The sequence below is a fragment of the Pectobacterium atrosepticum genome (genome assembly GCA_019056595.1).
Classification (GTDB): domain Bacteria; phylum Pseudomonadota; class Gammaproteobacteria; order Enterobacterales; family Enterobacteriaceae; genus Pectobacterium; species Pectobacterium atrosepticum.
Genome location: CP036163.1, coordinates 1,962,323 through 1,976,071, shown reverse-complemented (window position 1 = coordinate 1,976,071; position 13,749 = coordinate 1,962,323). Strand labels below are relative to the sequence as shown.

The following is a 13,749-nucleotide window of genomic DNA, read 5'->3' as shown; positions in this document are numbered from 1 at the left end:
GGTATTTTTCAGTGATAGTGACATTGGACACATAGCACAGTTGAATAAAAATTAATGTTGCTATTATGTGAACGAATTAACAATCGATTCAAATCCTGATATGCTGACGAGGCTGGACCGGACACTCTACTACCTTACATCCACACCCTGACACCCAGGCATGGACACCATAATGGGGAACAAGGGCGCCGGGCATAATGAAGACAATGAGAGCGAGGAAAACGTCGTGCTAGAAGAATATCGTAAGCACGTAGCCGAGCGGGCTGCGCAGGGGATTGTTCCTAAACCGTTAGATGCCACGCAGATGGCCGCGCTGGTTGAGTCACTCAAGAATCCCCCGGCAGGCGAAGAGGAAGTATTGCTTGATCTGCTGATTAACCGCGTTCCACCCGGTGTTGATGAAGCCGCCTACGTGAAGGCCGGTTTTTTGGCTGCTGTCGCTAAAGGCGAAGCCACTTCCCCCTTGGTTACCCAGGAAAAAGCGATTGAGCTGTTGGGCACCATGCAAGGTGGTTATAACATTCATCCGCTAATTGATGCGTTAGACAGCGACACGCTGGCACCGATTGCCGCGAAAGCGTTGTCCCAGACGCTGCTGATGTTTGATAACTTCTATGATGTGGAAGAAAAGGCGAAAGCAGGCAATGCGCACGCCAAGAAAGTGATTCAATCCTGGGCTGATGCCGAGTGGTTCCTGTCCCGCCCGAAACTGGCGGAAAAAATTACCGTTACCGTCTTTAAAGTCACTGGTGAAACTAACACTGATGACCTGTCTCCGGCACCTGATGCCTGGTCGCGCCCTGATATCCCGCTGCACGCGTTGGCGATGCTGAAAAATGCCCGTGAAGGCATTGATCCCGATCAGCCTGGCAACGTGGGTCCGATCAAACAGATCGAAGAACTGAACAAGAAAGGCTTCCCGCTGGCGTACGTCGGTGACGTCGTTGGTACGGGATCGTCGCGTAAATCTGCGACCAACTCCGTGCTGTGGTTCATGGGTGAAGACATTCCTCATGTTCCGAACAAACGCGGTGGTGGTGTGGTGCTGGGCGGCAAGATTGCGCCAATTTTCTTCAACACGATGGAAGATGCTGGTGCGTTGCCGATCGAAGTCGATGTGAACGATCTCAATATGGGCGATGTGATCGACATCTACCCGTATGAAGGTGAAGTACGCCGTCATGGCACTAATGAAGTGTTAGCGACATTTGCCCTGAAGACCGACGTATTACTGGATGAAGTGCGCGCCGGTGGCCGAATTCCACTGATCATCGGACGCGGGCTGACGTCTAAAGCGCGTGAGTCACTGGGCTTGCCGCACAGCGATGTCTTCCGTATTTCTAAAGCCATTGAAGCCAGCAAAAAAGGCTTCTCACTGGCGCAGAAAATGGTCGGTCGCGCCTGCGGCGTCGCGGGTATTCGTCCTGATGAATACTGCGAACCTAAGATGACATCCGTGGGTTCACAGGACACCACCGGGCCGATGACTCGTGATGAGCTGAAAGATCTGGCTTGTCTCGGCTTCTCCGCTGACTTGGTGATGCAGTCGTTCTGTCACACTGCGGCCTATCCTAAGCCGGTTGACGTGACCACGCACCACACGCTGCCTGATTTCATCATGAACCGTGGCGGCGTATCGCTGCGTCCGGGCGATGGTGTTATTCACTCCTGGCTGAACCGTATGCTGCTGCCGGATACCGTGGGTACAGGCGGTGACTCCCACACCCGTTTCCCAATCGGTATCTCTTTCCCTGCGGGTTCTGGGCTGGTGGCGTTCGCTGCGGCTACGGGCGTGATGCCGCTGGATATGCCGGAATCTATTCTGGTGCGCTTCAAAGGCAAAATGCAGCCGGGTATTACTCTGCGCGATCTGGTTCACGCCATTCCGCTGTATGCCATCAAACAAGGTCTGCTGACCGTTGAGAAGAAAGGTAAGAAGAACATCTTCTCTGGTCGTATTCTGGAGATCGAAGGTCTGCCGGATCTGAAAGTCGAGCAGGCGTTTGAACTGACCGACGCCTCGGCGGAACGTTCTGCAGCCGGTTGTACGATCAAGCTGGATAAAGCGCCGATCATCGAGTATCTGAACTCCAACATCGTGCTGTTGAAGTGGATGATCTCCGAAGGTTACGGCGATCGTCGTACGCTGGAACGTCGTGTTCAGGGTATGGAAAAATGGCTGGCGGATCCGCAACTGCTGGAAGCCGATGCCGATGCCGAGTATGCGGCGGTGATCGACATCGATCTGGCTGACATCAAAGAGCCGATCCTGTGTGCGCCGAACGATCCAGACGATGCGCGCTGGCTGTCTGACGTGCAGGGCGAGAAGATTGATGAGGTCTTCATCGGTTCCTGTATGACCAACATCGGACACTTTCGTGCGGCGGGTAAACTGCTGGATAGCCACAAAGGCCAGCTGCCGACCCGTCTGTGGGTTGCGCCACCGACCAAAATGGACGCTGCACAGCTGACGGAAGAAGGCTATTACAGCGTATTTGGCAAAAGCGGAGCGCGTATCGAGATCCCAGGCTGCTCGCTGTGCATGGGTAATCAGGCGCGCGTGGCGGATGGCGCGACGGTTGTTTCTACGTCGACCCGTAACTTCCCGAACCGTTTGGGAACCGGTGCTAACGTGTATCTTGCGTCTGCTGAACTGGCTGCGGTTGCCTCGCTGCTGGGCCGTTTGCCGACGCCGGAAGAGTACCAGACCTACATGTCGCAGGTGGATAAAACCGCGCAGGACACCTATCGCTATCTGAATTTTGACCAGTTAGGTCAATATACTGAGAAAGCCGATGGCGTGATCTTCCAGACGACTGTCTAACTCGCTATAGTTCGCATCCCTACACCGAAGGAGGCCTTGTGCCTCCTTTTTTTCTGCCTGCTCCATTCCACCTTGTGCATCTGCAACATCAAAGGTGAAGGTGCATCACGACGATAGGGTGTAGAGGCGACTAAACTAAACAGAAGAGACATCACAGTGAGGATGGCATCATGGACTATGAATTTTTGCGGGATGTGACGGGTCAGGTCATCGTTCGTATGTCGATGGGACATGAAGCGATTGGGCACTGGTTCAATGAAGAAGTAAAAGGCCAACTGACGGTATTGACTGACGTAGAGGATGGAGCGCGTTCCGTCGCAGGTAGCGAACGGCAGTGGCGGCGCGTGGGCCACGAATACACGCTATTGCTGGATGAAGAAGAAGTCATGGTTCAGGCGAATCAACTGTCTTTCACCACGGATGAGCTGGAGGAGGGCATGAGTTATTATGACGAAGAGAGCCTGTCTTTATGCGGTCTGGATGATTTTCTGACGCTGGTGGAAAAGTATCGCGAGTTCATCCTGCATTGATCGTTTTAGTCATCCGATCGTTTTAATGACACGATCGTTTTGAAAACACCACCCGTTCGGCGAGTGGTGTTCTCCATCAATCAGCCAAGATTGGCATGACCAAAGCGTGCCTGCCAGTCGTGATCGAAGCGGTTAAGTGCATCGTCAACCGCAGGATCTTGCAGGAACAGCTCGGCAACGGCTGGGTCAACCGTAATAGCCTGACACCCCGCTAGTAGGCAGTCCAATACCTGACGCGGAGTGCGAAAGCTGGCTGCCAGCACCTGAGTCTGCGGACTGTGCAGGTTAATCAGGGTTTGCAGCTCTTTCACTAGCGCAATCCCGTCTCCACCCTGTGCATCAATGCGGTTGACGTAAGGCGCGATATAACGAGCGCCCGCCAGCGCGGCATAAAACCCTTGCCCTGCACCGTACACAGCGGTACCAAGGGTGGGAATATCCAATTCTGTCAATTGCTTAATGGCACGTAAGCCTGCATGTGTTACCGGCACTTTGACGACCAGAGAAGGAATCACATCTCTGAGCTTTAACGCCTCTTCCACCATCACGTCAGGATCGCGTGACATCACCTGAGCAAACAGCTGTCCTTCTGCGCCGATAACGGCCTGCATGTCCCGCAGCACGCTATAAATATCGGATTTTCCGCGTGCGACAATGCTCGGGTTGGTGGTCACGCCTTTAATCGGTAACACGCCAGCGAGTCGTTCCACTGCGGCTACATCAGCCGTATCTAAATAGAATTCCATCATTTCCTCCGTACTGAAATCGGTGTTTCGGATGACATCAATACTGTGGCGCTTAGCGCACAATAATACCCAGCAAAATACCCACCGCGCCGAAGTCGGAATCACTGAACGTGGTGTTTGCCAGCCCGATACTGCCCAACACTGGCAGCAGGAAAACAGGTATGAAAGTAATCAGCAACCCGTTGGTAAAGGAGCCTAAAATTGCGCCACGACGTCCGCCGGTAGCGTTACCGAAAACCCCAGCCGCCGCGCCGACAAAGAAGTGCGGCACCACGCCGGGAATGATCACCGTCATACCCAGCAGGTAGAGCAGCACCATTCCGATCACCCCAGCGGCAAAGCTGCTCAGGAAGCCGACCAGAACGGCATTTGGCGCATAGGGGAAGACGACGGGGCAATCTAATGCTGGTTTAGCGTTGGGGACGAGTTTGTCAGAAATGCCTTTAAACGCGGGCACGATTTCCGCAATCACCATACGCACGCCTTGCAGCACGATATACACGCCAGCGGCAAAGGTAATGGATTGGATCAGCGAAAACATGAACCAGTTTTTCCCACCCGCGTTCATCGTTTTCACCGCTTCTGGGCCAGCAAACAGGCAGGTGAAAATGAAGATGAAAAACATGGTAAAGGCGATGGCGACCGGCGTATCACGCAGGAACAGCAGGCTCTTCGGTACTTCCATGTCTTCTGTTGATTTCTCTTTATTACCAAATTTGCTACCAATAAACGCTGACAGCAGCTGTGATATCGCAGAGAAGTGACCAAAGGCAACGTCATCGGATCCCGTTACTTTCTTCATATACGGGTGAATAATGGCAGGGAACAGCACCATCGATACCCCAACCACCAGCGATCCCACGGTAATCAGCAGCACACCTTTCATGCCCGCCGTTGCCAGAATCACGGCAACCATCATCGACATAAACAGCGTGTGGTGACCCGTTAAGAAAATGTATTTCCACGGCGTAAAGCGTGCGATCGCGATATTAATGACCATCGCGAAGAACATGATCATCGCCATCTCGGTGCCGAAGTTCTTCTGGGCGACCGCGACAATCGCCTCATTGTTAGGCACTACACCCGCGATACCGAACGCATGGTGGAAAATCGCGGCGAAGTCGCCTAGCGATGAGACAATCAGGCTCGCGCCCGCGCCGAGGATCAGGAAACCCATTACGGTTTTCACCGTCCCTTTGATGCATTCCGTGGCAGGTTTTTTCTGGGCAATCAGACCGATAAGCGCAATCAAACCAACTAATATTGACGGTTCAGACAGCACATCACTCATTAAAAAACGGAAGAATTCCATTTTTGATCCCTCTGCTTATAAGGCGCCAAGTTCTGTCAGAGCGATCGACAGGCGTTCTTTCATCGCCACTTTGTCGATCATATTATTCAGGGACACGATTTTTCCCCCTACCGCCTGCGCGACGAGCTGTTCGGCAATGTCTTTGGTTCCGACAAAAATGTCGCTGTCCGTTCCTTTCGCCGAACCTAAGTCCACGTGATCCACGTCCGCAACTACGCCGAGTTCTTTAACGATGTTTTTAATGCTCATTTCCATCATCAGGCTGGTACCCAGGCCGTTACCGCATACGACTGTAATTTTCATAATCTGTGTCCTCTGGTGGCGTTTAATAACGAGAAATAACGGAAAGCACCTGTTCTATCTCTGTCGCGTTAATTAACGCGGCGACGTCATCAGGCGTGTCGAACAACTGAGCGAGCTGTGAAATAATATCGATATGGCTATTGCTATCCGTGGCGGCCAGAACAATCAGCAAATGTACGGGGTCGTTACCGTCAGAATGGAAAGCCACGCCGTCACGAATCAGCGTCAGGCTGACGCTGAGTTTGTTTACGCCGTCTTCTGGGCGAGCGTGCGGCATGGCGATTCCAGGGCCGACAACATAGTAAGGGCCGATTGCCTCATGGGAGCGATAGATCGCCTCAATATAGGTGGGTTCAATCGAGCCATTATCTAATAATGGCTTACAGGACAAAGCGATAGCATGACGCCAGTCGTCACAGGCAGGTAAGATTTGAACAACATCTGGTGTTAGTAAAGTGTTAAGCATTAGAGTCACCTCTGTATCATTCTGAACGCAGGATAGTGTGCTGGCGTCGAAAATAATGTGATTAACATCTAAAAAGGTAGCGCTAACTGATATGCCTATCATTAACTGTGACCGGCTTAGCACAAGCGGGGCTAAGACGTGTTCCCCGCGAACAGACAGAGGCACACTGTGGATGGCACGGCATAAGTGATGCAGTCACCGGAACGTTGTGGTGTCTGTACATTGCCTGAACGCAATGAATTAACAGGTTTTTATCGCGGCTGTACGCTGAGAAAAATGACGAATGGAATGGAGAGGAAGTGAGCATGCGTAAGCGTCGCAGTACCGGTAAGGTTACGCTACAGGATGTCGCCGACTACGCGGGCGTAGGGACGATGACGGTGTCGCGCGTGATGCGCAAGCCCGATCTGGTCTCTGATAAGTTACGCAGTAAAGTGGAGCTGGCCGCCAGAACATTAGGCTATGAGCCCAATCAAGAGGCCAGCCTGCTCACCGAGAGCGCTAACCGCGTGACGCTACAGGACATTGCGAACCATGCGGGTGTCGGCGTGATGACGGTTTCTCGTGCATTAAGGGAGCCGGAGCTAGTTTCTGATACCACGCAGAAGAAAATCGACGATGCGATAAAAACGCTGGGTTATGTACCGAACCGTGCGGCCGGTGCGTTGGCATCCGCCTATCAGCCCACGATTGCGGTGCTTTATCCTTTTCAGCAAGATCGTGCCAGCGTCCGTTTTGTTCAGGCATTACAGCAGGCGGTTGGCAAACATAACGTGTCGTTAATCATGGGTTGCCATGAGTATCGTCAGCACACTGAAGCGGGAATGGTTGAAAAGCTCTTGCAGCAGCGGCCAGCGGCGCTGGTGTTATTCAGTGCGCAGCTTTCACAACGTACCCAAGATCTCATTCAGGCCAGTAACGTCATTACGGTGAATGTTTCCGGCGCTGCCGCGCTGAGTGCGAATATCAATATTGATATCGCCCTTGCCGATGCAGCTGAGCAGTTAACCCTTTCGCTGCTGGAAAAGGGGTATCGTCACGTCGCCTATATCGGTGCGCATACCGATAACCGACTGCAAAAACAGCAGTTGAACGGCTGGAATAAAGCCATGCTGGCGCATTATCACAATGCGGATTTGAAGATTACGATCCCGGAAGCCCCCAGCCTACAGTTTGGCCGTTATGCCATGACGGAACTGCTACAAAATCAGCCGGAACTGGACGCGATTATCTGTAGCCATGAGGAAATTGCGTTGGGCGCGCTCTTTGAATGCCAACGCCGCCTGATGAAAGTCCCTTACGATCTGGCGATCGCCTGTCTGGATGGTTCTGAGCAATGTGAACACACGTTCCCTGCACTGACCGCGATGCGGCTTGACTATGAAAAGCTGGGTGCGGAGGTTGGGCGTCTGGTGTTAGCCATGATGGATAACGCCGATCGCCCACCCGTACTGGAAAAAGTGACGTTCATCTTCGAACCCCGCGCCAGCAGCTAGCAAGGGATAGAAAGTAGAACAGCTAATCCGTCAACGTGTTAGGTCCGCACTCCGCCGGGGTGATTTATGTACCTCGGCTTTGAGTTCGTGCGAAGAAAGCGATGTCTGATGATTAATGAGTTAGCGGACAGCAGTAAAAGGAAGCGTATTGGATACGTTTTACATGCTTGAATATAGGTTCATGATAACGCCCCCGCTGATAATAAGTACCATTGAAAATACAGCGGGTAAATCCGGTTTTTGTTTATAAAGCAGCATCGAAATAAATGTCACGCCGATGATGCCAAAGCCGCACCATAACGAATAGGCAATCCCCACGGGTAAATAGCCCATTGCACGGGTTAACGAAAAATAGCAGAGGCAGTAAGCGAGAATAACGATAATGGAAGGCGTGCGCTTTTTAAAGCCATCGGTTTTTTTGATCATCGATGTGCCAGTAATTTCCGAACCAATCGAAAGTGCCAACCATAAGAATCCGTTGAACATGATGAGTATCCTTATTTTCAGTGAATGATTTTTGTCTCTAATGGCTGACTCTGGTTACTGCTATCCAGTTTTTCAGGCTGTTCATCCACGCCCATTTTAGAAAAGAGATTCATGATCGTTATGCCTGTAGCAATCACGATCATTCCAACGATTGCTGGGATATCAGGGTGCTGTCCGTAAAAAATAATACTGAGCGTTGAAACTAATAAAATACCTGTACCAGACCAGGTGGCATAAGCTAGCCCAACGGGGAGATGCCTTACGGCTTTTGAGAGTGAATAATAACAAACGCAGTACAGCAGAATAATAATCGCCAGTAATGCTGCCTTTGTCATTCCCTGACTATTATCAAACATTTTTAACGTGGAGGTAGCGGACGTTTCTGACAAGATGACCAATAACATCCACAGCCATGACTGCTTTCTGAGTGACATAGTATTGCTCCTGATTTATCTGCTGTTAAGAATTCGTGGTCTATACCCGTCATACTTCAAGTTACATGTGCGTTGGCTACGCTACTCGGCACACTTACGTGTGTCTCGCCCCGTTGGGGCCGCTGCCAGCAGCGTTAAAACCTGCCTCCGGCAGATTTGTCACTCACCCGAATCACTTACTTGAGTAAGCTCATCGGGATGAAATGAGAGACATTCTGTCTCTCACCGGAGGCCAGCCAGCGGCTGGTCAAATTCGTTCCCGACGAATTTGTCCTTCTCTTGCCGCCTGCCTGAAACTCGAATTATTTAGGGTCTAGTTTTTTCTTTAATGACGAACCAGCTGAATGTCGAAATCAAACTCGTCAAAGAAAGCGTCCAAACGGTTTAACTCTTCCTCGTTGTAGCTGGGGTCCGCTTTTATTGGATAAATCATGCCTAGCCTTTCGTACTTTTTACGGCCTAGCTGGTGATAGGGCAGGATATCGATGCGTCGCACATTGCCGCGTTTCGCTAGCTTTTTTACATAGTGAATCGCACCCATGATGGCGTCATATGAATCGTTGTATCCGCGAACGAGCGGCATACGAATAACGATATTGGCACCCAACTCGACCAGATGTTCCAGATTACGCCGTATGTTCTCATTTCCTATGCCAAACAGCGCTTTATGCTGATTCGTGTCGATATGTTTAATATCGAAGAGGAACATATCCGTTACCGCTGCCAGTTGGTCATAGTGGGATATTGACGTTGTCCCCTGTGTTTCTACTGCGGTATTGATCATCTTTTGTTTGCACGCCTGAAGGAGTGCAACGGCAAAATCCGTTTGCAGGCTTACCTCTCCGCCGCTGAGCGTCACGCCGCCGCCGGAAGACTGATAAAAGCTGTAGTCCTGCATGATGACGGCCATCAATTCTGCGACTGTCATGTCTTTCCCTACGATATCGAGGGCATTGGAGGGGCATGCCACCTCGCATTTTCGGCAGCCTGTGCATTGAACAGTGCGATCGATATGATGAAATCGCGAGCCACATTCATCCGCGATCAGCGTGTGGATACCGCGGGGATACGCCTCGGCACATTTGCCACAGTGCAGGCATTTATCAGGGGAGAACAGGATTTGGTAAGCGCGACGTATTCCCTCTGGATTGGCGCACCAAGGGCAGCGAATATTGCAGCCCTTCATAAAGATCAGCGTACGAACGCCATCCCCGTCGTAGATCGAATACTTCTGAATATTGAATATTCGGCCTGTGATGTCTTTTGCTGGCTCCATCTCTCTCTCCACATGTCACCCGCCCATGGCAAGATAAACGTCCTTGTTCAAGGCGTGCGCCTTATTCATGTTCGCTGCTGATGGTTCAGAATTTCTCAATCATGGTGCGGCTAATGATTTCATCCTGAACCTCTTTGCATAGCTCAACGAAGTACGCGCTATAGCCCGCCACGCGGACGATTAAATCACGGTATTTCTCCGGCGCTTGCTGGGCTTTTCTCAACACCTCATCGTCAACGTAGCTGAATTGCATCTGACCATTGCCCAGAATGGAGGACGTTCTCAGCAGGGTGATAAGCCCGTTACGACCTTCTGGCGTGTCCAGCATGCCTTTAAGGAATTTGAAGTTATGCACCATGCCTATATTCATGCTTTCCACATTCATTTTGCTGACCGATTTGATGCTTGCCGTCGGCCCTTTTTTGTCTGCCCCTTGGGTTGGGCTGATTCCATCGGAGAGCGGCGCCCACGCCAAACGCCCGTTTGCACTGGCTGCGGTCAATGCGCCGATCGGCGTATTGTTGGAGATAGATAAGGTGCCGTGGCTAAAGGTGGAATAGAGCATCTTGTATTGGCGGCATTCGCGTTCTGTCCATTCGGTGATATCGCGCGCGAGTTGGTCAACGGCGTTGTCGTCATTACCGAATTTCGGCGCATTCAGGCACTCTCTGTGCAGCATTTCATAGCCTGAAAAGTTAGCCAGTAGAGCGTCACGCATCTGCTCCAGTGTGTACTTACGATCCTCATAAACGAGTTTCCGAATAGCCATCATGGAATCGACGTAGGTGGCTAACCCAGAGAATATGAGTCCAGGCCCATGATTGATTAATGCACCACCGGCAGCCACGTCCTGACCTTTTTCCATACAGCCTTCCACCAGCAGCGACATCAGAGGCTTGGGTGCGATATCGCGATGTACGCGCTGGCTGATCACAGTGCCAATCGCCGACAGGCGGATAATGTGTGCGATCTGTGTTTTCACTGCGCGATCAAAAGCCTCAAACGTGTCCAGCGAGCTTAACTCGCCAGTGTCCACCCCCTGAACGCGATCGAATAGGATCATGCGTCCACGGTTTAAGGCGAATTCAATGGCGATGGGCCACTGTGTATAGCCCGTTGATGTCCACTGATAAACTCGGCCCGATTTTTGCGGTTCTACACAGCCCATCAGGCAGTAATCGCGTGCATCGTCAAAATCGAAGCCTTTGCGCAGCATCATCTTGATATGGGAATCATCGAAGTGACATGCCGGGAAACCCATACCGGATTTGACCACATCGACAATTTTTTCCATGTACTTGTGCGGCGATTGATTATGAATCCGGCAGGCAAGTGAAGGCTGATACACTTTCACAAAACGCACTGCATCCATGATCAGGTAGGTCAGATCGTTACAGGCATCGCCTCCGCTACGTTTCTGCCCGCCTACCGTCAGGTTGATGAACGGCTGATAGCCCGCGAAATATTTCGCGCCGCTTTCGCTGGACATCCACATCAGTTCCGCACATTTGATAATGAACATCTGTAGCAGTTCCAGTGCCTGCTCGCGCGTCAGACGACCGGATTGAATGTCGGCTTCATACATTGGGTAGCAGTATTGATCGACGCGTCCTAACGAAATACCGGTCTGGTTTTCTTCAATTTCAAATAAAGACTCCAGCGTCCAAATACTTTGCAGAGCTTCCTGCAACGTTTTGGGGGGATTGGCCGGCACGTTCTCGTTTACGTCGGCAATCATCAGCAGTTCAGCACGTCGTAAGGCATCGTTTTCCTGTGCAGCCTGTTCACGTGCATGTGCTGCGATGCGGCTGGCATAGGCCATGACGCCGTCGCAGGTTTCAATCGCCGCCTTATAGAAATAGATACGATCGATATGAGCCGGGTCTTCCATACCCAGCTCAGCAAGCTTTGCCTGTGCATCGGCTTTGATGCCCTTCATCCCTTTAGTAAAGAGCAGCACGTCGTAACCCGGACAGGTATCGCCGCCGCCGTTGATTTGGTGATAAGAGAGATCGCTGACGAAGGTTTCTCCGCTGAATTCCCAGAGACCAGCTTCACGATATTGTGCTTCGCACACTTCATCCAGCGAGCGACCTTGCCAAAATGGGGTAATTTCTTCGCGGATCGTTTTTTTATCTTCTTCTGAAATCTGAAATGGATCCTGAGGCCGCGTGCTCATGGTGTCCAGTTCGTCCCGTACCCAGCACCAGGCAATATCAGGAGAAAAGGCACCTGCTCGGGGTTTACCGCAGGGATGCCCTACGATCAGTTCTTCATCCTGAATCAAGATGGGGGCAGTTTCGCAGGCTCTACGGAAGGATTTCGCACGTAGCAGAATCGGTGGCAATCCGGGGTTGTTTTTTGCGACCTCGGTAAAGGCTAACGCACGATAAATAGATATGCTGGGACGCGCTTCCAAATAGCGTGCGCGCAGGCGTTGCATACGTGGCGTAAGCATTTCTTGCTTCGCTACTTTTTCCTCCGCGGAGGATTTTTTGCTGCTATCCCGTCTGGCCATTTTTTCGGTATTCACTATGCTGTTACCGAATGAAAAATGGTTTGTGTCTGGCGCTAACGTGTCATTATCCATACGAAAGTCTCCTGCTGTTATTTTTTCTGATTTAATAGAAGGCAATAAGGGAAGTACTCTGTGTAATATCCGAAAGGTGGAATAGGCAGGGGGAATATCAGCCTGAATGTTGATATTTTTATTAATGGCGTGTTTTTATGATGCCGATCCTTCTCTATTCTATAAAAATATTCAATGATTTTTATATTACATTGCTATTCCATTGCGTTATTAACTGAATTCTAATTATATGGTGATTTTGTTTTTTAGTTTATTGGTTATCTAACGCTGTCTTTTAATAATTAATTTAGGCATCTAAGGTAGTGTAGCCACTATTTTAACGATGGTGGGATAATAATTTGATTGAGATCAATTTATTCTATTTTATTATATTGGGTTTTTTATTATTATTTTATTATTAATTATTTCGAATGAGTGTATTAGTAATAAATTAAAGGGGGTTGTATATTCTACATGGTTTTAATTGCAGGAAGGCAGCAAGAGAGGATGAGATAGTTCAGGCCAATCTACGCTTCAGATAATTGGCCTGTAATCGAAGGAACAGATAGTGCTACAGCGATGCACCGCCGCACATCACCAACTGCTGGCCGGTCATGGCTGCGGCAGACGGGGAGAGCAGGTAACCCACGAGATCGGCCACTTCCTGCGGCTGGATGAAGCGCCCGATCGGCGGCAGCTTCGGAGGCGAACTCTGGCGACCTGGCATCGTCAGCATTGGGGTTTCTGTTGCGCCCGGTGCAACGATGTTTACGGTAATACCGCGCGGAGCCAATTCCGCGGCCCAACTTCTTGCCATGCCGATCATCGCGGATTTAGTCGTGACATACTGGCTGCGTCCTGCCGAGCCACTAGATGTGCGACTGCCCAGTAGTACGATTCTGCCACCTTGCGGCAGCTTATCGACCAGACGGTCGGCAAGTACCTGCGCTGCATTGATATGCAATCGCCACAGCGTTTCACCGTCCTCCAAGGAAAGCTGGCCGAGCGGGGCGGCCTTCATGATGCCCGCGGCATGGATGATGGCATCAACCTGCACAATCTCGTCCAGAATGGGAGTCAGCGCGGGCGTATCCATGATATCCACCGCACGGTGGGTAAAGTGTGGATGTGAATAATCCCCCGGCTTGCGTGACAGGCCGGTTACCCGCCAGCCTTCTGCCAGTAATTTTTGTGTGATGGCTGCACCGATCCCCGAGCTGCTACCAGTAATCAGGGCGTGTTTAGGGGCTGTCGCTGACATGCAATGTCTCCTTAATACCCGTCATACTTCAAGCTGCATGTGCGTT

The 13,749-nt window shown here is 51.0% G+C and carries 12 protein-coding genes; 3 read left to right on the top strand and 9 right to left on the bottom strand.

Annotation, left to right across the window (positions count from 1 at the left end; translation table 11 throughout):
• Positions 1-226 precede the first annotated feature (226 nt).
• Positions 227-2,824: a bifunctional aconitate hydratase 2/2-methylisocitrate dehydratase gene (gene acnB, locus DCX48_09575; GenBank protein ID QXE17205.1), complete on the top strand. Its 2,598-nt coding sequence runs from the start codon at positions 227-229 to the stop codon at positions 2,822-2,824.
• Between the two features lie 170 nt (positions 2,825-2,994).
• Positions 2,995-3,354, top strand: a complete 360-nt coding sequence (locus DCX48_09570; protein ID QXE14727.1) for a UPF0231 family protein — start codon at positions 2,995-2,997, stop codon at positions 3,352-3,354.
• Between the two features lie 80 nt (positions 3,355-3,434).
• Here DCX48_09570 and fsa read toward each other — a convergent pair whose 3' ends face one another.
• The 4 genes from fsa to DCX48_09550 are packed head-to-tail and all read right to left on the bottom strand — an operon-like array spanning position 3,435 to position 6,181.
• Positions 3,435-4,100: a fructose-6-phosphate aldolase gene (gene fsa, locus DCX48_09565; protein ID QXE17204.1), complete on the bottom strand. Its 666-nt coding sequence runs from the start codon at positions 4,098-4,100 to the stop codon at positions 3,435-3,437.
• A 52-nt stretch (positions 4,101-4,152) separates the two neighbouring features.
• Complete coding sequence (locus DCX48_09560; GenBank protein QXE14726.1) at positions 4,153-5,412, bottom strand: PTS ascorbate transporter subunit IIC; 1,260 nt, start codon at positions 5,410-5,412, stop codon at positions 4,153-4,155.
• A 15-nt stretch (positions 5,413-5,427) separates the two neighbouring features.
• Positions 5,428-5,715 carry a PTS sugar transporter subunit IIB gene (locus tag DCX48_09555; GenBank protein QXE14725.1) on the bottom strand — a complete coding sequence of 96 codons (288 nt, stop codon included), beginning with the start codon at positions 5,713-5,715 and terminating at the stop codon, positions 5,428-5,430.
• A 22-nt stretch (positions 5,716-5,737) separates the two neighbouring features.
• On the bottom strand, positions 5,738-6,181 hold the full coding sequence (locus tag DCX48_09550; GenBank protein QXE14724.1) for a PTS sugar transporter subunit IIA: 444 nt from the start codon (positions 6,179-6,181) through the stop codon (positions 5,738-5,740).
• A gap of 305 nt (positions 6,182-6,486) precedes the next feature.
• On the opposite strand from DCX48_09550, the gene DCX48_09545 reads away from it, so the two are divergent.
• The gene (locus tag DCX48_09545; GenBank protein ID QXE14723.1) at positions 6,487-7,677 is read left to right on the top strand and encodes a LacI family DNA-binding transcriptional regulator; all 1,191 of its coding nucleotides are present in this window, start codon (positions 6,487-6,489) and stop codon (positions 7,675-7,677) included.
• A 159-nt stretch (positions 7,678-7,836) separates the two neighbouring features.
• On the opposite strand, the gene DCX48_09540 is transcribed toward DCX48_09545, so the two are convergent.
• The 5 genes from DCX48_09540 to DCX48_09520 form a co-directional block, all read right to left on the bottom strand.
• Positions 7,837-8,163: a multidrug efflux SMR transporter gene (locus tag DCX48_09540; GenBank protein QXE14722.1), complete on the bottom strand. Its 327-nt coding sequence runs from the start codon at positions 8,161-8,163 to the stop codon at positions 7,837-7,839.
• Positions 8,164-8,180: 17 nt separating this feature from the next.
• Positions 8,181-8,597, bottom strand: a complete 417-nt coding sequence (locus DCX48_09535; GenBank protein ID QXE14721.1) for a multidrug efflux SMR transporter — start codon at positions 8,595-8,597, stop codon at positions 8,181-8,183.
• A gap of 325 nt (positions 8,598-8,922) precedes the next feature.
• Positions 8,923-9,873 (bottom strand): choline TMA-lyase-activating enzyme, encoded by a 951-nt coding sequence (gene cutD, locus DCX48_09530; protein ID QXE14720.1) that lies wholly within the window; start codon positions 9,871-9,873, stop codon positions 8,923-8,925.
• Between the two features lie 85 nt (positions 9,874-9,958).
• Entirely contained in the window at positions 9,959-12,463 is a 2,505-nt protein-coding gene (gene cutC / locus DCX48_09525; GenBank protein ID QXE14719.1) for a choline trimethylamine-lyase, read from the bottom strand.
• Between the two features lie 550 nt (positions 12,464-13,013).
• Positions 13,014-13,703 (bottom strand): SDR family oxidoreductase, encoded by a 690-nt coding sequence (locus DCX48_09520; GenBank protein ID QXE14718.1) that lies wholly within the window; start codon positions 13,701-13,703, stop codon positions 13,014-13,016.
• Positions 13,704-13,749: the final 46 nt, after the last annotated feature.